Genomic DNA, 20,878 nt, shown 5'->3' on the forward strand with positions numbered 1-20,878 from the left:
GCGTTGTCATGGCTTAACCTGACTGACGCCCCTGACGCTAGGCCGGGCTCGGTAAGGAGTCAACTTGCGTTTTGCTCCTGACACGGAGGAGTCGCTCCTCTTCGTCGTCACCCTGTGCAACACCGATCCGTCGGCATCGCGCAGCGGCGCGGACGAGGTGGCCACGGTCGGCCAGCTCAAAGAGCTGCTGGACCGCTACCCGTTCACGGGCCGGATCGATCACGACGAGGCCGAACTGCGCGACGTCCACCGCACGCGCGCGCTGCTCCGGCACGTGTGGACCCTCGACCGCGATGACGCCGTCGTCGCCGTGAACAAGATCCTCCGCGACGCCAAGGCGCTCCCGCACCTCGTGCGGCACGACTCGCAGGACTGGCACATGCACGCCACCGAGCCCGGCTCCCCGCTGGGGGAGCGGATCCGGGTGGAGGCCGCGCTCGCCCTCATCGACGTGATCCGGATGGACGAGATGGACCGCCTGCGGATCTGCGCGGCCGACGACTGCGCGGGCCTCCTGCTGGACCTGTCCCGCAACGGCCTCAAGCGGTTCTGCAGCGTGCGGTGCGGCAACCGGATGAACATGATCGCCTTCCGCGAACGCCGCGCGGACCGGTGAGGACCGTTGCGGGCTCCTGACCCGTCAGCGGGTGGGTGGCACGACCGACGGCCAGGGAGTCGGTGACGGCCAGGGAGCGGCTGACGGCCGCGGGGCGGGCGACGGCCGGGGAGCGGGTGACGGCCGAGGTGCCGGTGACGGTGCCACCGCCGCGGGAGGCGGGGGAGGCGGCGCCACCACCGTCGGGGTGGGGGAAGGCGACGCGGCCGGCGCGGGCGCCCTGTTCTTCTCGTCACCGAGCCGGTAGCGGTCCTCGACCTGGGGCAGCGGCTTCTCCGGCAGGCCCGCGTGCACCTTCGTCATCGTGTCGAACCAGGTCGCCGCGGGAATGGTGCCACCGTAGATGTTGCCCTCTGGGCAGAGCTGGGGCGGACCCGAGCCGATGCAGATGCCCTTCGGCGACGTGCTGTCGTTGAACACCTGCACGGCGGCGGCGTAGTCCGGGGTGGCGCCGAGGTACGCGGCGGACTTGTACTCCTCCGTCGTCCCGGTCTTGCCCATCATCGGGCGCTTCCAGTCGACCTTGCGCGCCGCCGCGGCGGCGGTGCCCATGCCCTTGCTGTCCTCGCTGAGGCCGTTGGCGAGCGCGTTGGCGAGGGGTTCGGGCACCGCCTGCTCGCACGGCGGCCGCTTGAGGTCCACGGGCTTGCCGTCCCGGTCCAGCACCCGCCGGACCGGCGTCGGCTGGCACCAGACGCCGCCGCTCATGACCGTCGCGGCGACGTTCGCGAGCTCGAGGGTGCTCGACGGCGCGGGGCCCAGGGTGAACGAGGCGTTGCCGTTGCGCTTGTAGAACTCGGCCTGGGAGACGCGGAGGTCCTTGGGGCCGTTGGGGTCCGGCGCCACACCGGCGATGTTCGTGGCCATCGTCTTGCGCATGCCGAGCCGGGAGGCCATGTCCACCACCGCGTCCAGGCCCGTCTTCTCCTCCAGGATCACGAACGCCGTGTTGGGCGAGGTGGCGAGCGCCTGCCGCAACGGCATCTGCGGCGGGTACCGGTCGTTGTGGTTGGACAGGCAGTACCAGTAGGTGTTCGGCTCACCGGTGGAGGGGCAGGACGCGGCGCCGCCCTTGAACACCTTCGAGGTGTAGGTGTTGGGCGAGGGGATGACCGTGTCGATGCCGACGCCCTTCTCCAGCGCGGCGGCCGCGGTGAAGACCTTGTAGACCGATCCCGTGCCGAACTTGTTCTCCACGCCGCTCGGCAGGTCGAACTGGGTCTGGAACTGCTCCTTCTTCAGGCCGTAGTCGCGGTTGGCCACCAGCGCCACGACCTCGTGCGAGTCCTTGCCCGGCCGCACGACCGCCATGGTGTTGGCCACGCCGGGGGTGTTCTTCGGCGCCTGCGCCTCGACCGCGGTCTTCGCGTGCTCGGTGATCTTCGGGTCCAGCGTGGTCTCCACCCGGTAGCCGCCGATCTTGAGCTGCTCCAGGCTGAAACCGGCCTCCTTCAGGTACTCCACCAGGAACGAGCAGAAGAACCCGTAGGAGGGCCCGGCGCCGACGCAGCCGGTCTGGAGTGGACGGACGGGCTCGCTGAGCCCGAGCGGAGCGGCCTTGTAGCGCTCCGCCTCCTCCTTGGACAGCTTCTCGTCCGTGACCATGGCGTCGATCACGAGGTTCCGGCGCTCCAGCGCCTTGTCCGGCCGTGCCTCGGGATCGAGCGCGGTCGGGCTGTTCACCATGCCGGCGAGCGTCGCGGCCTGGGTGACGGTCAGCTTGTCCGGCGTCGTGTCGAAGTAGGCCTGCGAGGCCGCGGCGACACCGAAGATCGTCGACCCGAACGGGACGAGGTCGAGGTACCGCGCAAGGATCTCGTCCTTGCTCAGCGCAGTCTCCAGGCCCACGGCGATGCGCGCCTCGCGGAGCTTGCGGGTGACGCTTTGCTCCTGGGCCGCGCGCTGGGCGTTCTTGTCGGTGCGGGCGAGCACGTGCACGAGGTAGTTCTTCACGTACTGCTGCGTCAGCGTGGACGCGCCCTGCTGCACCGTTCCGCTGGAGTTGTTGCGGGCCGCGGCACGCAGCGTCGCGATCCAGTCGACGCCGTGGTGGTCGTAGAAGCGGCGGTCCTCGATGGCCAGCAGCGCGGTTTTCATGTGCGGTGAGAGCTTGTCCGGTGGCGTCCGCACCCGGTACTGGTCGTACAGGTGCGCGATCGGTGCCCCGTCCTTGTCCGTCACGGTCGTCATCAGCGGCGGCTGGTCGGTGAGCATCAGGGCGAGGGTCGACTTCACCTGATCGCTGATCTTGTTCGACAACGTCCCCAGTGTCGCGGTGGCGGGGAAGAGGAGCCCGGCGACCAGCAGTCCGGAGAGCAGGCAGTAACCGGCGAGTTTGGCAACGCCGCGTGCGATCTTCTTGCGATCCACCGTCGGACTCCCCTCACTGAAATGTGGCCTCCGACGGTTACCCGATCACACTCCCGGCCAGCCGCCCGAATCGAATGAACCGCTTCGGACAATTGGTCACCCGGAGTGCCGGGACGACCCCCGTCCTCACTCTCTAGTGTCAAGAAATCGACGCCCGGTTTTTCCGTTCCTGCGGCGGGTAGTCGGCCAGCAGAACCATTCACGCACGGGGAGGAAAACCAATGCCGTCGCAATCACGTGCTGGCCGCCTTGTCATTCGCACCGCTGCGATCGCGTTGGCCGTGAGCATTTTGAGCCCGGTGACCGCGGACGCGGCAGAAGGGCCGGAAGACCACCACGCGGGCTCGCAGATCGCCAAGCACGAAGGTACCGGTGACATGCTGCTGACACCACCCGATCTCGGGGTCGACAGCGTGGGCAGGGTGGACGGCATCGACGTCAGCAGCCACCAGGGCAACGTCGACTGGGGACACTGGTGGCGGTCGGGCAAGCGGTTCGCCTACATCAAGGCGACCGAGGGCACGGACTACCGCAACCCCAACTTCACCCAGCAGTACGACGGCTCCGCGGCCGTCGGCATGATCAGGGGTTCCTACCACTTCGCCCTGCCCAACCGCTCGGACGGTGCCACGCAGGCCAGGTTCTTCGTGCAGAACGGCGGAGGCTGGTCGCGGGACGGGCGGACGCTGCCGGGAACGCTCGACATCGAGTACAACCCGTACGGCGGTGACACCTGCTACGGCCTCAGCCACGCCGCGATGGTGAACTGGATCCGCAGCTTCAGCGACACCTACCACGCGCTCACCAAGCGCTGGCCGGTGATCTACACGTCCACGCAGTGGTGGGACAGGTGCACCGGCCGCACCGGTGACTTCAGTTCCACGAACCCGTTGTGGCTCGCGAGGTACGCGCCCCAGGTCGGCCCGATGCCGTTCAACTGGCCGTTCCACACGATCTGGCAGTACACGTCGTCTCCGATCGACCAGAACGTGTTCAACGGAGGCCCCGACCGGCTCGCCGCCCTGGCCACGGGATGACCGATGCACGCCTCACCGCGCAGGTCAGAGCTCCTCCTGCTGGTCTTCCTCGCCGCCGTGTTCGCCGTGTCGTCGACCGTCGTGATCGGCTCCATGGTGCACATCGAGCGAGCCGGCCTCACCGTCGGCGGCATCGAGGACGGTGCGGTCCTGAGGGCGGCGGCCGTCTACAACAACATCAGCGTCACAGCCGGTGACACGAGGACGCTGGACCGGGTGGAAGTGCTCGTGGACGACGAAGTGGTCGCCACTCGCCGCACGGGTAACCGCCTGATCCTCGCCGGCTTCGAACCGGAGGAGGGCGACCACAAGTTGCTCGCCCGCGTTCGCAATGCCACACCGCTGTTGCTGGACGCCAAAGTCGAACACGAGTTCACCGTCACTCGATGAGGTCGAACCCGAGAACCCGTGTGCTTTTCACAAACGCGCGGGTACAGGCCGGGTGACCGATCATCTGGAGTCTCAGGAGGACGACATGAATACGAGGACGACCGCGTTGGCGGCGTTGTTCGCGGCGATTCCGCTGGTGCTCGTTCCCACGGCTGCGAACGCGGTGGCGTGCCTCGGCAACCTCAGCGACACCGTCGGGACGCTGACGAAGATCACGCGTGAGGAGTTCGTGTCCCGCGTCTGCGGCGCGCAGCTCCAACCGGGCACAGACCGCGGGGACGTGCAGGAGCTCAAGAACGTCGTCCTCCCCAAGTCCCTGGCCGGGCTCGGCGGGATGGAGCTCATCTACAAGGACAGCAAGCCCGTTCTCGACAGTGCCGTCGAGAAGTGCTACTCGCCGGACGACTACTGCAACCCCGATGCCGTCGGGCGGGCCACCAGGTGCATGAAGGACGAGTTGCCCGACATGGCCATGAGCACTCTCGGACCCGACGTGCTCGCCTCCAGTTGCGAAGGGCTCAAGGCCGCGGCCGCGACGGATCCGCAGGCGCTGCGGGAGCGTGCCCGCGCCGCGGCCGACGCGTACGTCGCCTTCCTGCGCAGCGAGCGGGGCTGAGCCCGGCACGGGCCGGAACGCGCCGGGAACCACCACCCGGCGCGTTCGTGTGTCGCTCACCGGGGTGATGACAGTCCGTAAGGAATTCACTAGAGAGAGTGCATACCTGGTTGGGAATGACTGGCGGTTCGGCACGGGGGTACCAGCCTGGAGACCACCACCGCCCACGTTCAGGAAAGGACACGGGCAATGGCTTTCGACGAACTCCTGGACGAGGGTGCCACGACCTTCCGCACCCGATGGTTCGGCTACGACCGCAAGCAGGTCGACGAGGAGCACGCCCGGCTCGAAGGGCTCCTGGAGACCGCCTGCGCCGATCGGGACGCCGCACTCGCCACGGCCGCGGACCTCGCCCGGCACCTCGAGGAAGCCCGTTCCGAAATAGCCGAGTACCGGATGATCCACGCGGGGTACAGCAAGGACAACAGCGCCGTCTCCGGGTGCATCCGCTACCTCCTGCACGTCGCGAAGCGCAAGGCGGAGGAGATCGAGGCCGAGGCCCAGGTCCGCGCCGACCAGGCGGTGGACCAGGCCGAGGAGGCCGCCGCCCGCCAGGCCCGCCTCCTCGACGAGACCGAGCAGGAGACCCAGCGGCGGCTCGCGGAGGCGAGCCGCCGCGCCAGGGAGATCGTCGGCGAGGCGCTGGAGCAGTCCCGCGTCATGCTCGCCGAGCTCGCCGAGCGCCAGCAGCTGCTCGACCAGTGGTACTCCGAGATCGCGATCACCACGGACCTGCCGCTGCCCAGGCGGAGCGAACCCGCGCCGGCGGAGATCGAGCAGGCCGCCGTCGAAGAGCCGAGCGTGACGTTGTGACCGCCCTGGCCCACGAACCGGCCGGCATCACGGCCACGTGCGTGCTCGTCGACGTTCGCGACTGCGGTGTTCCCGGCGTCCGGTGGGCGGCCGCGTGCGCCGCGGCGCTCGGTGTCGGCCTGGTCGTCCGCGCCGCGGCGGAGAACGACCCCGCGCACACCGACGTGGCGGCCCTGCTGGCGGAGCACCGGGAGCTGTCCGTCCACATCGAACACCACGGTTCGCCCCCCGCGCGCTGGGAGGGCGCGTTGGTGGTCGTCTCGCGGTACGCCGCTCTGACCGTTCCGCCGCTGGCGGGCCGCGACTGCCGTGATGTCGCGGTCCTCGGCGGTTCCTCCACCGCGCTCGCCGGCCGCTTCGGCGTGGTGACCGCGGTTCTCGACTCCGTCGGGGGAGAGGGCGTCCTGCACCGCGCGATCGCCTTCTGCCGCGCCCGGCGGGCGACCCGGCTGCGGGTGCTGACCCGGCCGTACCAGGGGTCGTCCCGCTCGCTCGACGCCGCCGCGGACCTCGTCCACGCCGCCTGCCCCGACGTGATCGTCGAGCTGGTGCGCGAGGCCAGGGCCGTGGACGAGGAGGTGCGGTTGTTCCCGAGCGACCTGCTCGTGGTGTCCGGCCGGGAACGCGCTCCGGCGGAAGGTCTCCAGCCGGGCGCGCGGGCGGCGTTGCACCACGCGCCCTGCCCTGTGCTGTTCAGCTGTTCGTGACAGGGGAGTGACTTCATGTCCGTCGGCAGAATCGTCATGTACGTCTTCGCCGCGATGCTGGCCGGAGTGACCATCGGCATGCTGAAGAGCTGGCCACCTCCGGAGCCGTCCCCGCGCACCCTCGCGCAGCCGGAGGCTCCCGCGGTGGTGACGAGCATTTCGGTGCGCAGCTCACCGACGCCCGCGCCGGCGTCCTCGTCGCCGGCGCCGTCCGCGGAACCGCCACCGGCGTCCGGCGAGAGGAAGCCGGTCCGGTACCGGCCGGGACCGGAGCTCCCGCCGGGCGAAGCCGTGCGCGCCGAGGGCGAAGGCTGGTGGCGCACCATCGCGGGCACCACGGCGCAGGTCGGCACCGGCCAGGTGCGCACCTACTCGGTCGAGGTGGAGCAGGGCGCCGTGCTGCCCCACACCCACCAGCAGTTCGCCGCGGCGGTGGACGCGGCACTCGCGGACCCGCGCGGGTGGACCGCGTCGGGTGAGGTCGCCTTCCGCCGGGTGGACGTCGAGGAGCCGGACGTGCGGATCCGGCTCACCGCGACGGGAACCGCCCGGGCCATCTGCGGGTTCGACCTGCCCTACGACACCTCCTGCTACGCCGGCGGCGTCGTGTACGTGAGCGCGCCGCGGTGGTTCCGCGGAGCCCAGTCGTTCGCGGGCGATCTGGAGGGCTACCGCAGGTACCTGATCAACCACGAGATCGGGCACTTCCTCGGGCACGGCCACGAGGCCTGTCCCGCCGACGGCGCACCCGCGCCCGTGATGATGCAGCAGACCTTCTCGGTCTCCAACGACAGGCTCGCCGAGATCACCGCCCCCAGTCCTCAGGGCTTCACCGTTCCCCGCGACGGCAAGACGTGCGTCGCCAACCCCTGGCCGCACCCGGAGGTGAGCAGGTGAAGATCGCGATGATCTCCCTGTGCGACAGCCCGCTGACCGCTCTGCGCGACCCGGACGCCGCCGGCCGCCGGCTGCACGTCGCGAAGCTGGCGCAGGAGCTGCGCCGGCTCGGGCACGACCTCACGGTCTACACCCGGCGGACGGGCGGGCGCCTGCCGGACCCGGTGCGCGCCGAGGAGGGCTTCGACGTCGTGCACGTGCCCGCCGGCCCGGACGACGAGGACGTCGTCCCGCACATCGGCGAGTTCGCGCAGTTCCTGACCGACCGGTGGGCCTCCGGCGCGCCGGACGTCATCCACGCCCACCACTGGACGTCCGGCCTGGCGGCCGTGCTGAGCGCCCGGCGGAGCGCGATCCCCGTCGTGCAGAGCTACCACGGGCTCGAAGGCGGCGGCTCCGCCGAGATCGAGCGGCTGGTCGGCGGCGGGGTGACCGCGGTGATCGCCTCGTCGGGCCAGGAAGCGGACGAGCTGGCGAGGATGGGCGTGCGCCGGTCGCGGATCTCCACCGTGCCGTGGGGTGTCGACACGCGGCTGTTCACGCCGAACGGCCCGGCCGCGCCGCGGGACGGGAGGTCCCGCGTCCTCACCGCCGGCGGCCTGGCGCCGCACGACGGCGTGGACGACCTGATCACCGCGCTCACGGTGGTGAGCTGCACCGAGCTGGTGGTCGCCGGTGGTCCCCGCCGGTCCGAGCTGGCGGGCGACGCGGACTTCCGGCGCCTGTCGGCGCTGGCGGAGCGGCTCGGCGTCGCCGACCGCGTCAGCTTCCTCGGCCGCGTGCGGCACTCCGACATGCCCGCGCTGATCCGCTCCGCGGACGTGGTGGCGTGCCCGTCCCGGCGTCCGTCGTTCGGAATCGTCGCGCTCGAAGCGATGGCGTGCGGCGTGCCGGTGGTGGCGTCGACCGCCGGCGGTCTCGCCGAGTCCGTGGTGCACGAGGTGACGGGCCTGCACGTCCCGCCCCGCAAGCCCGCGTTGCTGGCGCGGGCGCTGCGATCCCTGCTCGCGGACGAGGTCCGGCGCCAGGAGCTGGGAGCCGCGGGCCAGGACCGCACGCACATCCGCTACGCGTGGGGGCGCGTGGTGCCGGACGTGGTCCGGGCGTACCACCAGGCGACCGGCCCCGAGGTCATCACGTCCCAGCGCAAGCCCGCACAGCCGTACGCGCGGGTCCGCCGGACTCCCGCGGGCGGCGAGCGACCGTCTGATGTGGACGGTGCGGGAGCGGTCGCCCGCTGACGGCGGAAGGCCGTCCCGGAGTGGGTCCGGGACGGCCTTCACGCGGTCCGCCGCACTTCTGTGCCGCGGCTCGAACCTCAGCCGGGGATGTCGCGCGGGTCGCTGCTGCGCGGGTAGGTGTTCTTCTCGCTGATCGTGCCGTCCATGTTGCGGATGATGTGCTCGACACCGCGATCGACGGCCATCTCACGACCCCTGGCGACCGCCTCGTCCTTGGTGTCGTGCGTGCTGGAGGCTTGCGAGTTGCCCTCGACCTTGTTCTTCCAGGTCCCGTTCTCGTGGTAGGTCTCGACATCGCCCTGCATCACGGCCTCCTCACTCGTCTTGTCGTGACAGGGGGTGCCCAGGAACCGGATCTTCAACACCCGTCGGGGTGATGCCGCGCTTCCAGACACCGATGATGTCGCGCGTGGCGGTGATGTCCGCGGTCGGATCCCTGGCGAGCAGCAGGAGGTCCGCGCGCTTGCCCGCGGCGATGACCCCGCGGTCGGCCAGGCCGAACACCGCCGCGGCGCGCGAGGTCGCCGCGGCGAGCGCGTCCGCGGGGCTGAGCCCGGCGGCCACCAGCAGGGCGAGCTCCTCGTGCACGGCGACGCCGTGCGCGACGCGGGCCGGTGAGGTCTCGTCCGCGTTCGCGTCGGTGCCGAGGACGATCGTCGCGCCGGCGTCGTGCAGCGCCGCGACCGACGCGGTCGTCTGGCCGAAGTGCAGCGACCGCGGCTTGATCGGCAACCGGAGGGTCTCCAGGATCGTGCGCATCATCACCAGCGTGGGGGAGACGGCCGTGCCGGACGAGGCGACCCGGCGGGCCAGGCCGGCGGACAGCGCGGCGCCGATGGGCGCGTGGGTGATGACGTCGGCGCCCGCGTCCAGCGCGATCTCGTAGGCCTGTGGAGACGCGGCGTGGACGACCACCTTCTTCCCGGCGCGGTGGGCCTCGGCCACGAGTGCGGCGACGGTGTCCGGACGCAGGGGTCTCGGCTGGAACGGCAGCGGCCGCTCCTCCAGCACGATCTTGAGGTGGTCCGGGTCCTGGCGCAGCCGCTCGGCCACCCACCGCGCCGCGTCGGCGGGACCGCGCACCGCGGTGGAGGCGGGATACCCCATCTTGCGCACGGCGGTGCCGCGCACGGCGCACGCCGGGTACGAGACTCCGCGGACGTCGGAACGGTCGTCGGACTCGTTGTCCCGCAAGGCACGCAGCTCGTCCCACCGGGTCGTGCCCATGTCGAGCATCGTGGTCACGCCCCAGCGGAGCCCGGCGGCGAGCTCGGCGGCGCCGCCGATGTGCACGTGCGTGTCGATGAGCCCGGGCAGCAGGTAGCCACCTCGCCCGTCGACCACCTCCCCGCCGGCGCTGTCACCGATCACGCCGATCACGCCGTTCTCGACGGGCACGGAGGTGACCGGGCCGAAGGTCCCCTCGGGGGTGAGCGGGTGGACGTCGGTGATCGTGAAGCGGGAGATGGTCCTACCTCCGTGCGGTGTGGTGACCGGGTTTCAGCGGCCGGCGGCGCGGGACTCGAGCGGGGCGAGCACGGCGGCGAGCGCCGCCGTGCCGACGCGGACGTCCGCCTCGCAGGCCGTGCTCAGCAACGCGTGCTGAGCGGCCACGACCTCGCGGACCACCCGCCCGGCCACGTCCGCCCCCTCCGGCGTCAGCGCGACGCGCCTGCCGCGCCGGTCCGCGGAGTCGGAGGTCAGTGCGGCAAGACCGCGGCGCTCCAGCGACCGCAGCACGTTGCTCAGCCCGCCGGTGGTGAGCAGCAGCCGGGACGACAGCTCGGACGGCCTCAGACCGGGCCGGTCGGCCGTCAGGAGGGTGCCGAGGACGTCGTACTCGGCGCGGCTCAGGCTGAAGCCCGTCAGCACGGCGACCGTGACGCGGTCGGTCAGGGCGTGCATCCGCGCGACCCGCTTGGTGAACTCGATCGTCTGCGCCGGCAGCTCCGGCGCGTGCCGCGCCCACCACGCCACCACCGAGCCGACCAAGTCGTCGTCCTTCGCACTCTCCGGCACGTCGGCAAGCTACCTTTACGGATAGCTTTCTGTAAAGCTAATCCGAGGTTCCGATCCGCTCGCCGGCCTGGTAGGGGTGGCGGCGGTGTGCGTGCGCCCGTTCTGGCGCTACGACACCCGCGATTCCCTCGCGCCCGCCGCCACCGGCAGTTGACACCGTCCTGCGCTCAGCCCTGCCGCGCGGTCAGCAGGGCCAGCATCTCCGGCAGGTCGAAGAACCGGGCCACGTCGAGGGCGGACTTGGGCCCGAGAGCCGGATCCGCCCCCGCTTCCAGCAGGAGGGTGACCGAGCGCTCGGAGCGGCGGAACACCGCCGCCCCGAGCGCCGTCTGGCCCCGGTCGTTGACCCGGCCGGTGTCGGCACCCCGCTCCAGCAACGCCGCCACCGCGTCCGGGTGGTTGTGGTAGGCGGCCAGGATGAGCAGCGTGTCGCCGGAGCCGTTGGTCAGGTTCACCGGCACGCCCGCGTCGACGGCTTCCACCAGACGCTCGGTGTCACCGGCGCGGGCCAGGTCGAACATCGACTGGAGGAAGCCGAGCTCCTCCTGGGTGAGTCCGCTCGTCACGGCCGGCCGCCTCAGGAGACCGTCGCGGGGAAGCGCTCCCACACGCGGTGGGCGCCGAGCAGCGCCGTCACGCCCGTGAGCACCTTCGTCGCGTCGTCGCCGGTCACGATCCCCGGTCCGGCCGCGCACCCGGCGGCGTCGAGGGCGACGCGACCGGTTCCCCACGCGCCGATGGCCTTGGAGTGGCGGAAGCACTCCTGGACCATCAGGACCACCCGCGGGTCGACGGCGGTGCCGGGCGCGCCGGCCTTGTCGTCCCTGGCGGGCACCGCGTCCGGGCCGGGCGGCGGGCTGCCCGCGAGCAGCAGGGCGTCGAACTCGACCGACCGCGCGGTGAGGAACGTGCGCTGGGCGACCAGGCCGCTGCCGTCCAGCGGGCCGCCGGTGGGCGCGATCAGCAACGGCACCATGCCGCCGGCCAGCACGGCCTCGCGCACCACCCGCACGCCGTCGAGGTCGGCCGGGTCGACCACGATGCCGATCAGCCGCCCGTCGGTCGGCCACGTCTTGCCGACCTGCGACAGCGCCGGGCTCGGCGCGACCTTCTTGGGCCGCACCGTGGCGTTCGGCACCGGCAGTCCCAGCCCCTGCGCCACCTCCCTGCACAGCGTCGGGTCGACGTTGGCCAGCACGGCCAGCTGGCGTTCCTTGATGGCCTGCTCGTAGCACTTGCCGAGCTCGAAGGTGAAGGCGCGCACGAGGTGCTCCTTCTCCACCGGCGACAGGCTCTGCCAGAACATCCTCGGCTGCGTGTAGTGGTCGGCGAACGACGTGGGAGCCTCGCGGACCTTCACCGCCTTCGGCAACGGCTGCGCCACCTCGACCAGCGGCCGGTCCTCGGCCCGGGCGGTGAACGGGTTGCCGCCGTCGAGGGTGTTCGGCCGGTACGGGGCCACACCGGCGTGCACCGCGTGCTGGTGGAACCCGTCGCGGAACATGTCGTTCACCGGCACGTGCGGGCGGTTGATCGGGATCTGGTTGAAGTTCGGCCCGGCGAGCCTGGTGAGCTGGGTGTCCAGGTAGGAGAACAGGCGCGCCTGCAACAGCGGGTCGTCGGTGACGTCGATGCCCGGCACCAGGTTGCCGACGTGGAACGCGACCTGCTCGGTCTCCGCGAAGAAGTTCATCGGGTTGCGGTTGAGCGTGAGCAGGCCGACCGGCTGCACCGGCGCGAGCTCCTCCGGCACGATCTTCGTCGGGTCGAGCAGGTCGATGCCCTCGAAGGTCTGCCGAGGCGTGTCGGGCAGCACCTGCAACCCGAGCTCCCACTGCGGGTACGCCCCGGACTCGATGGCGTCGGCGAGGTCGCGGCGGTGGAAGTCGGGGTCGATGCCGTTGATCATCTGCGCCTCCTCCCACACCAGGGAGTGCACGCCCAGCTTCGGCTTCCAGTGGAACTTCGCGAGCGCGGTCTCGCCGGCGGCGTTGACGAGGCGGAACGTGTGGACGCCGAAGCCCTCCATCGTGCGGTACGACCGGGGGATGCCCCGGTCGGACATGTGCCACATGACGTGGTGGGTGGCCTCGGTGTGCGTCGAGACGAAGTCCCAGAACGTGTCGTGCGCGCTCTGGGCCTGCGGGATCTCGCGGTCCGGGTGCGGCTTGGCCGCGTGGATGATGTCCGGGAACTTGATCCCGTCCTGGATGAAGAAGACCGGGATGTTGTTCGCGACCAGGTCGAAGTTGCCCTGCTGGGTGTAGAACTTCGTCGAGAACCCGCGGGTGTCGCGGACGGTGTCCGCGGACCCCCGTGAGCCGACGACCGTCGAGAACCGCACGAACACCGGCGTTTCGACGCCGTCGGCCAGGAAGTCGGCCATGCAGACGTTCGACGCGGTGCCATAGCCCTGGAAAGTGCCGTGCACGCCGTATCCCCGCGCGTGCACGACGCGCTCCGGGATGCGCTCGTGGTCGAAGTGCATGATCTTCTCGCGCAGGTGGTGGTCCTGCAGGAGCGTCGGCCCGCGTTCCCCCGCCTTCAGCGAGTGGTCGGTGTCGTACAGCCGCGCACCCACGGACGTGGTGAGGAACTCGCCCTGCTGGCCCATCGACACCTTCGGCGCACCAGTGGGCGCGCCCGTCGGCGACACGGTCTCGGGCCCGGTCTGGTCCGCCTTGGGCGGCAGCGGTCCACGCGGCTCGGTCGGTTCCTCGAAGGACGGCGGCTCGCTGTTGGGCACGCCCGGAATCGGCGGGTTCACCATCTCGGTGACCTTGTCGACCGCCTTCTCGAGCACGTCCTTCACGACTTTGCCTGGCTTCTTGGTCGCCACAGCATCTCCCTCGAAAATGAGATCGTCAGCTCAGGCAGTACCCGAAGAACGGCGGGATATGCATCGACCTGCTGGGCCGTCCGGCCGCCGGTGAGTGCTCCGGCGCGATCCCTTGCTCCGGCGCCTGCCGCGGCGGCCTCCGCACGGTCCACTCGCCCGTGGCCGTTGAGATCCACAGTGGACGGACCGGTCGCCCTGCCGCGACCGTTCGGCCCTCGGACCCGGCCGCACCGTCGTGCGGCCGGCCGTGCTCACCGCAGCTGAACGCCCACGACGCACGTGTCGTCATCGGTGTTGGACTCGCTGTGGGCGAGCAGGTGGTCCAGCAGGTCGTCCAAACTCGACCGGGGTTCCCGCACCGCCTCGCACAGGTGCTCCAGGCACTCGTCGAGCGGCACGTCCCGGCGCTCGACCAGGCCGTCGGTGTAGAGCAGCAGGGTGTCGCCTGCCTCCAGCAGGACCTCGCCCTCTTCGTAGAACGACTCCGCGAGCGCGCCGAGCATCACGCCTCGCAGCATCGGCAGCAGGTCGCCCTGCCCGTTCCTGATCAGGACCGGCGGCAGGTGGCCCGCGCGAGCCCAGCGCAGCACGCGGGTGTCCGGGTCGTACAGGCCGCAGATCGCGGTGGCGAAGATGTTGTCGGTGAGGTGGTGCGTCACCAGGTTCAGCCACGTCAGCAGCTGCGCGGGACCGGCACCGGTGGCGGCGAGACCGCGCAGCGCGTTGCGCAGCACGACCATGCCCGTCGCGCCCTGGATGCCGTGGCCCGCGATGTCCCCGACCGACACCAGGACCTGCTTGGAGGGCAGCACGACCGCGTCGTACCAGTCGCCGCCGACCAGCTCCTCCTGCTCGGCCGGCCGGTAGCGCACGGCCACGTGCAGGCCGAACGCGTCGATCGTGGGGTGCGTCGGAGGCATGATCACCTGCTGGAGCTGCAGCGTCAGCCGGTTGCGCTCGGCCGCCTCCTGCGCGGTGATCGCGAGCTGGTCCTGCGTCGCCGACAGGGCGACCTCGGTCCAGTGCTGGGCCGAGACGTCCTGGTAGGCCCCGCGGACGGCCAGCAGGGTGCCGCGCGTGTCGAGGACGGGCTCGGCGATGACGCGGACGTGCCGGGTGACGCCGTCGGGCCGCTGGAGCCGGAACGCGGCTGACGCGTGCCGGTGGTCGCCCAGGACGTTCTGCACGAACCCGTTGAGGGCGGGCACGTCGTCGGGGTGCGCGTGCGCCGCGATCTCCGCCAGCGGCACGGGATCGGTGCCGGGCGCGCGCCCGTAGAGCGCGTAGAGCTGGCTGTTCCACACGATCCTGCCGGTCTGCTGCTCCTCCTCGAAACCGCCGACGCGGCCGAGGCGCTGCGCGTGCTGCAGCAGGTTGGCCAGGCGCGCGGCCTCGTCCTGCACCCGCCACACCACGAGGACGAGCACGCCGTGGCGGGTGATGCTCACGGCCGCCGTCACCGTCAGCGGGACCTCGTCCACCAGCGCGGCGAGGCTCATGTGCTCGGCGCGGAACGGCTCGCCGGTCGCGTGCACGTGCTCGATCTTGTCGAACAGGTCGCCCTCGGCCGCCGCCAGCGGGTAGGCCTCCAGCAACGACTTGCCCGCCACCGCGGCGCGCGGCCGGCCGGCGATGTCGACGAACCGGCTGTTCACGTGGTGCACCCGGAAGTCGGTGATGGTGCCGTCGGGCGAGACCTCGGGACCCAGCACGAAGGCGGGGTCGAGCAGCCCGTCGGCGAGGTCGGCCAGCTCGGACGGCGCCTGCCCGGCGTGGTCGGGCAAGGCCGCCGGCGCCGTGCTGTCGAGGGTGGCGGCCGACAGCTCCGCCAGTGCCTCCACCTGCTTGTGCACGCTCAGCGACTGCGGCGCGAGCACGGTGGGCCAGCAGATCTCCAGCACACCGGTGATCCGGCCACCGGTGCCCGCCGGGACGGCGACGCGGCCGGGCAGGCCGGCACCGATCGACGGCAGTCCCGATCCGGTGAGGTCGGCGATCCACACCGCGTCCCGCTCAGTCAGCGCCCGGCGCGCCGGCGTCGGCACGCCCGGAGGGACGTACCGCCAGCGGTGCGCCTCGCCCGGTGCGAAACCGGCGTGCCCGACGAGGGTGAGCGAGGAGTCGGCGCCCGCCGACCAGATCGCCACGGCGGTGGCGCCCAGCGGTGCGAGCGCGTGGGCGAACAGCGACTGGGCGACGGCCTCCGTGTCGTTCGCGTGCAGCACCCCGCTTTCCGCCGTCCGCAACCGGACCGCCGCGGTGGTGTGCGGCTCGTCGGGCGGCGCGGGCAGCGCGGTGAGCACGTCGCCCGACACCTCGTTGATGATCTCCACGGCGAGCTCGAGCTGGGTGGTGCCCGCCCGGTCGGCGAGCAGGGCGAGCTGGCCCGCCGCCTCGGCGGGACCACAGCGCAGCCGCTCGACGAGCACACCCTTGGCGAGCTCGACGAGCGCCCGGCCGTCCGCGGCGGCCCGTGCCTCGTCGATCTCCCTGCGCAGGCGGGCGACCGTGCCCGCGAGCCGCCCGACGCCGGCGTCGTCGCGGGTCACCGGGAACGAATCCAGCGGTGCACGCACGCGACGAGGTCGTCGGCGTCCACCGGCTTGGTCACGTAGTCGTTGGCGCCGGAGGCGATGCTCTTGTCCCGGTCGCCCGGCATCGCCTTGGCCGTCACCGCGATGATCGGCAGCTCCGCGTGGTCCGGCATGGCGCGGATCGCGGACGTGGCGGCGTACCCGTCCATCTCCGGCATCATCACGTCCATGAGGATGAGGTCGATCTCGGGGTGGCCGACCAGCGCCTCGATGCCCTCCCTGCCGTTCTCCGCGTGCAGCACGCGGACGCCGTGCAGCTCCAGGATGCTGCTCAGGGCGAAGAGGTTGCGGGCGTCGTCGTCGACGATCAGCACCGTCCGCCCGGCGAGCTGACCGTCCACCTGGAGCGTGGGCTGCGGCCGCGGCTGCTCGGGGCGCACGAGCGGCAGCACGTCCTCCGGGCCGTCGGCGTTGAGGTGCAGCGCGATCCGCTCCCGCAGCTCGTCCAGGCTGGACAGCAGCTCCAGCGGGCGGGTGCTGCCGCGGGTCTGCAGCTCCTGCTCGTAGGTGATGGGCAACCTGCGGTTGTTGTGCGCCAGCACGGGAATCGTGCGGGTGGCGGTGTCACCGTCGAGCGCCTCCAGGAACCGCAGCGCGGCGTCCTCCGGCATGCCCAGCTCCAGCACGACGCAGTGGTACGGCTCGGTCGCCAGGGCGGCCGCGGCTTCCTCCTGGCCGACCGCGGTGACCACCTCCACCGGTCCGCGCGGGTCGTTGCTCGTGGACAGGTCGGTCACCGCGCTCTGCGCGACGAGCGACAGCAGGCCCTGCGGCCGTTCCTCGACGACGAGCAGCCTGCGCTTGAGGGTGCTGGCCGGCGCCGGTTCCGCGGCCACCGCGGGCGTCTCCGGCTCGGTCGCCTCCCGGACGAGCTCGGGGAAGCCCTCGCGGTGCACCGGCAGGTAGAGGGTGAAGGTGCTGCCCTTGCCGAGGGTGCTCTCCGCGGTGATCGAGCCGCCGAGCAGGTAGGCGATCTCGCGGCTGATCGACAACCCCAGCCCGGTGCCGCCGTACTTGCGGCTGGTCGTGCCGTCCGCCTGCTGGAACGCGCCGAAGATCGACTCGAGCTGGTGTTCGGCGATGCCGATGCCGGTGTCGCTGACCCGGAACATGATCGCCTGGCCGTGCGCGCGGACCGCGGCGGGCAGCTCGGCGGGATCGGCGAGCTCGATGCGCAGCTCCACGCCACCGGTCTCGGTGAACTTCACCGCGTTGGACAGGAGGTTGCGCAGCACCTGCTGCAACCGGGTGTCGTCGGTGACGAGCTCCGGCGGCGTGCCCGGCGAGGTCGTGAGCTGGAAGCTCAGCCCCTTCTGGGAGGTGAGCGGCCGGAACGTCACCTCGACGTAGTCCAGCAGCTGCCGCAGCGACACGCGTTCGGGCGTGATGTCCATCTTGCCAGCCTCGATCTTGGACAGGTCGAGGATGTCGTTGATCAGCCCCAGCAGGTCGGAGCCCGCCGAGTGGATGATCCCCGCGTACTCCACCTGCTTCGGCGTGAGGTTGCGGCTCGGGTTCTGCGCGAGCAGCTGGGCGAGGATCAGCAGGCTGTTCAGCGGGGTGCGCAGTTCGTGGCTCATGTTGGCCAGGAACTCCGACTTGTACTTCGAGGCGAGCGCGAGCTCCCGCGCGCGGGTCTCCAGCTCCTGGCGGGCCTGCTCGATCTCGAGGTTCTTGGCCTCGATGTCGCGGTTCTGCGTGGCGAGCAGCGCCGCCTTCTCCTCCAGCTCGGCGTTGGAGCGCTGCAGCTCCTCCTGCCGCACCTGCAGCTCACCGGAGCGCGACTGGAGCTCCTCGGCGAGGCGCTGCGACTCGACGAGCAGCTCGTCGGTGCGCGCGTTGGCGATGATGGTGTTGACGTTGACGCCGATGGTCTCCATCAGCTGTTCGAGGAAGTCGCGGTGGATGTCGGTGAAGTGGTGCACCGACGCCAGCTCGATGACGCCGAGGACCTGGTCCTCCACCACGATCGGCAGCACGACGAGGTTCACCGGCGCGGTGCGGCCGAGGCCGGAGCTGATGGCGACGTAGTCCGCCGGCATCTCGTCGACGGCGATGGTGCGGCGGCTGCGGGCGGCCTGGCCGACGAGCGAGGTCCCGAACCGGAACCGGGTCGGCCGCGTCTCGTCGTCGGGGTGCCCGTAGGAGCTGATCAGCCGCAGCTCCGGCTGCTCGGCGGTGTCGTCGGCCAGGTAGAAGGCGCCGAACTGGGCCGACACCAGCGGCGTCAGCTCGTCCATGATCAGCTCGGCGACCACGGCGAGGTCCCGCCGGCCCTGCATGAGCCCGGAGATGCGGGCCAGGTTCGACTTCAGCCAGTCCTGGTCCTGGTTGGCCTTGGTGGAGTCGCGCAGCGAGCCCACCATCGAGTTGATGTTGTCCTTGAGCTCGGCGACCTCACCGGAGGCCTCGACGGTGATCGAGCGGGTCAGGTCGCCCTCGGCGACCGCGCTGGTCACCTCGGCGATGGCCCGCACCTGCCTGGTCAGGTTGCCGGCGAGCTCGTTGACGTTCTCGGTGAGCCGCTTCCACGTGCCGGAGACGCCCTCGACCTCGGCCTGGCCGCCCAGGCGCCCCTCGCTGCCGACCTCGCGCGCCACGCGGGTCACCTCGGCGGCGAACGAGCCGAGCTGGTCGACCATGGTGTTGATCGTCGTCTTGAGCTCGAGGATCTCGCCGCGGGCGTCGACGTCGATCTTCTTCGTCAGGTCGCCCTGCGCGACGGCGGTGGTGACCTGGGCGATGTTGCGCACCTGGTTGGTCAGGTTGTTCGCCATGAAGTTGACGTTGTCGGTGAGGTCCTTCCACGTGCCGGCGACGTTGGGCACGCGCGCCTGCCCGCCGAGCATGCCCTCGGTGCCGACCTCGCGGGCGACGCGGGTGACCTCGTCGGCGAACGCGGACAGCGTGTCGACCATCGTGTTGATCACGCCGGCCAGCGCGGCGACCTCGCCCTTGGCCTCGACGGTGATCTTCTGGCTGAGGTCGCCCTTCGCCACCGCGGTCGCGACCTGCGCGATGGACCGCACCTGGTTGGTCAGGTTGGACGCCATGACGTTGACGTTGTCCGTCAGGTGCTTCCACGTGCCGGAGACGCCGCGCACGGTCGCCTGCCCGCCCAGGTTGCCCTCGGTGCCCACCTCGCGGGACACGCGGGTGACCTCGTCGGCGAAGCCGGAGAGCTGGTCGACCATCGTGTTGATGGTCTCCTTCAGCTCCAGGATCTCGCCGCGGGCGTCGACGCGGATCTTCTGGCTCAGGTCACCGCGCGCCACCGCGGTCGTCACCTGGGCGATGGACCGCACCTGCGCGGTGAGGTTGTCGGCCATGACGTTGACCGACTCGGTGAGGTCCTTCCACGTGCCGGAGACGCCCTTGACGTCGGCCTGGCCGCCGAGACGGCCGTCGGTGCCGACCTCGCGGGACACGCGGGTGACCTCGTCGGCGAAGGAGGAGAGCTGGTCGACCATCGTGTTGATGGTCTCCTTCAGCTCCAGGATCTCGCCGCGGGCGTCGACGCGGATCTTCTGGCTCAGGTCGCCCCGCGCCACCGCCGTGGCGACCTGGGCGATGGAGCGCACCTGCGCGGTGAGGTTGCCCGCCATGAAGTTCACCGAGTCGGTGAGGTCGCGCCAGGTGCCGGAGACGCCCTTGACGTCGGCCTGGCCGCCCAGGCGGCCGTCGGTGCCGACCTCGCGGGAGACGCGGGTGACCTCGTCGGCGAAGGAGGAGAGCTGGTCGACCATCGTGTTGATGGTGTTCTTCAGCTCGAGGATCTCGCCCCGGGCCGTGACGGTGATCTTCTGGCTCAGGTCGCCCCGCGCGACCGCGGTCGTCACCTGGGCGATGTTGCGGACCTGGTCGGTGAGGTTGCCCGCCATGAAGTTCACGGAGTTGGTGAGGTCGAGCCACACCCCGCCGACGCCGGGGACCTCCGCCTGCCCGCCGAGCCTGCCCTCGCTGCCGACCTCGCGCGCGACGCGGGTGACCTCGTCGGCGAAGCTGGAGAGCTGGTCGACCATGGTGTTCACGGTGTTCTTGAGCTCGAGGATCTCGCCGCGCGCGTCCACGTCGATCTTCTGGCTCAGGTCGCCGCGGGCCACCGCCGTGGCCACCTGGGCGATGTCGCGGACCTGGCTCGTCAGGTTGCCCGCCATGGCGTTCACCGAGTCGGTGAGGTCCTTCCAGGTGCCGGAGACCCCCGGCACCTCGGCCTGACCGCCCAGCCTGCCGTCGGTGCCGACCTCGCGGGCGACGCGGGTGACCTCGGAGGTGAACAGCGAGAGCTGGTCGACCATGCCGTTGAAGACCGTCGCGATCTCGCCGAGCAGACCGTCGGAGTCGTCGGGCAGGCGGATGCCGAAGTCGCCGTCGCGCACGGCCGTGAGCCCGGCCAGCAGTTGCCGCAGCTCAGGCAGGTCCACTGCTCTTCGCGCGTCCTGCTCGGCGGAACGGTCTACCGACGCCGTCGTGCCACTCATTGCTTGGTCCTCCACTGCACGGCTGACACCACGTGGAGGTGGACACCTGTTTGCTCAAGCTCACCTCTCGAACCCGAACGACATTACTGGAACACCCGCCGCGGACCGTGATCGGAGTTCCACGAGTTCCCCGGCGCCCGCTGGCGGGCAACGCATTCGCACCCTATGAGTCCACTGTGGCCGGTCACGCGCCGGAGTCGGGCGATCACCTGAACGAGTGGGTCGTCTGGCGTCGGCCGTCGTCAGGGGGCGGGGTGG

General features: G+C 71.1%; 16 protein-coding genes. 8 read left to right on the forward strand and 8 right to left on the reverse strand.

Annotation, left to right across the window (positions count from 1 at the left end; translation table 11 throughout):
* Positions 1 to 64 precede the first annotated feature (64 nt).
* Positions 65 to 616 carry a CGNR zinc finger domain-containing protein gene (locus BMW88_RS16430; RefSeq protein ID WP_089951577.1) on the forward strand — a complete coding sequence of 184 codons (552 nt, stop codon included), beginning with the start codon at positions 65 to 67 and terminating at the stop codon, positions 614 to 616.
* Positions 617 to 640: 24 nt separating this feature from the next.
* On the opposite strand, the gene BMW88_RS16435 is transcribed toward BMW88_RS16430, so the two are convergent.
* Positions 641 to 2,986: a transglycosylase domain-containing protein gene (locus tag BMW88_RS16435; protein WP_245777831.1), complete on the reverse strand. Its 2,346-nt coding sequence runs from the start codon at positions 2,984 to 2,986 to the stop codon at positions 641 to 643.
* A gap of 221 nt (positions 2,987 to 3,207) precedes the next feature.
* Here BMW88_RS16435 and BMW88_RS16440 point away from each other — a divergent pair, with 221 nt between their 5' ends.
* The 7 genes from BMW88_RS16440 to BMW88_RS16470 all read left to right on the forward strand — a co-directional run bounded on the left by BMW88_RS16440 (position 3,208) and on the right by BMW88_RS16470 (position 8,687).
* Complete coding sequence (locus tag BMW88_RS16440; RefSeq protein ID WP_089951578.1) at positions 3,208 to 4,023, forward strand: lysozyme; 816 nt, start codon at positions 3,208 to 3,210, stop codon at positions 4,021 to 4,023.
* 3 nt (positions 4,024 to 4,026) lie between these two features.
* A complete protein-coding gene (locus tag BMW88_RS16445; RefSeq protein WP_089951579.1) occupies positions 4,027 to 4,413 on the forward strand; it encodes a hypothetical protein in 387 nt (128 codons plus the stop codon).
* A gap of 85 nt (positions 4,414 to 4,498) precedes the next feature.
* Positions 4,499 to 5,029, forward strand: a complete 531-nt coding sequence (locus BMW88_RS16450; RefSeq protein WP_143116102.1) for a hypothetical protein — start codon at positions 4,499 to 4,501, stop codon at positions 5,027 to 5,029.
* 189 nt (positions 5,030 to 5,218) lie between these two features.
* On the forward strand, positions 5,219 to 5,842 hold the full coding sequence (locus BMW88_RS16455; protein ID WP_089951581.1) for a hypothetical protein: 624 nt from the start codon (positions 5,219 to 5,221) through the stop codon (positions 5,840 to 5,842).
* The gene (locus tag BMW88_RS16460; protein WP_089951582.1) at positions 5,839 to 6,549 is read left to right on the forward strand and encodes a hypothetical protein; all 711 of its coding nucleotides are present in this window, start codon (positions 5,839 to 5,841) and stop codon (positions 6,547 to 6,549) included. Before BMW88_RS16455 ends, BMW88_RS16460 begins: the two co-directional genes overlap by 4 nt.
* A gap of 15 nt (positions 6,550 to 6,564) precedes the next feature.
* The gene (locus tag BMW88_RS16465) at positions 6,565 to 7,446 is read left to right on the forward strand and encodes a DUF3152 domain-containing protein (protein ID WP_245777832.1); all 882 of its coding nucleotides are present in this window, start codon (positions 6,565 to 6,567) and stop codon (positions 7,444 to 7,446) included.
* Entirely contained in the window at positions 7,443 to 8,687 is a 1,245-nt protein-coding gene (locus BMW88_RS16470; RefSeq protein ID WP_089951583.1) for a glycosyltransferase, read from the forward strand. Before BMW88_RS16465 ends, BMW88_RS16470 begins: the two co-directional genes overlap by 4 nt.
* A gap of 77 nt (positions 8,688 to 8,764) precedes the next feature.
* On the opposite strand, the gene BMW88_RS16475 is transcribed toward BMW88_RS16470, so the two are convergent.
* The 7 genes from BMW88_RS16475 to BMW88_RS16505 all read right to left on the reverse strand — a co-directional run bounded on the left by BMW88_RS16475 (position 8,765) and on the right by BMW88_RS16505 (position 20,620).
* Complete coding sequence (locus BMW88_RS16475) at positions 8,765 to 8,992, reverse strand: DUF2188 domain-containing protein (RefSeq protein ID WP_218148085.1); 228 nt, start codon at positions 8,990 to 8,992, stop codon at positions 8,765 to 8,767.
* A gap of 10 nt (positions 8,993 to 9,002) precedes the next feature.
* Entirely contained in the window at positions 9,003 to 10,085 is a 1,083-nt protein-coding gene (locus tag BMW88_RS16480) for an amidohydrolase family protein (protein ID WP_177221133.1), read from the reverse strand.
* 102 nt (positions 10,086 to 10,187) lie between these two features.
* The gene (locus BMW88_RS16485; RefSeq protein ID WP_089951586.1) at positions 10,188 to 10,706 is read right to left on the reverse strand and encodes a MarR family winged helix-turn-helix transcriptional regulator; all 519 of its coding nucleotides are present in this window, start codon (positions 10,704 to 10,706) and stop codon (positions 10,188 to 10,190) included.
* A 167-nt stretch (positions 10,707 to 10,873) separates the two neighbouring features.
* Positions 10,874 to 11,272: an ankyrin repeat domain-containing protein gene (locus BMW88_RS16490; protein WP_245777833.1), complete on the reverse strand. Its 399-nt coding sequence runs from the start codon at positions 11,270 to 11,272 to the stop codon at positions 10,874 to 10,876.
* 11 nt (positions 11,273 to 11,283) lie between these two features.
* On the reverse strand, positions 11,284 to 13,545 hold the full coding sequence (locus BMW88_RS16495) for a catalase (protein WP_089951587.1): 2,262 nt from the start codon (positions 13,543 to 13,545) through the stop codon (positions 11,284 to 11,286).
* A 251-nt stretch (positions 13,546 to 13,796) separates the two neighbouring features.
* Positions 13,797 to 16,121, reverse strand: coding sequence for a SpoIIE family protein phosphatase (locus tag BMW88_RS16500; protein WP_089951588.1), 2,325 nt, complete (start codon positions 16,119 to 16,121; stop codon positions 13,797 to 13,799).
* A complete protein-coding gene (locus tag BMW88_RS16505; RefSeq protein ID WP_089951589.1) occupies positions 16,091 to 20,620 on the reverse strand; it encodes a HAMP domain-containing protein in 4,530 nt (1,509 codons plus the stop codon). Before BMW88_RS16505 ends, BMW88_RS16500 begins: the two co-directional genes overlap by 31 nt.
* Between the last annotated feature and the right edge of the window lie 258 nt (positions 20,621 to 20,878).

This window comes from Lentzea xinjiangensis (genome assembly GCF_900110955.1).
Lineage (GTDB): Bacteria > Actinomycetota > Actinomycetes > Mycobacteriales > Pseudonocardiaceae > Lentzea > Lentzea xinjiangensis.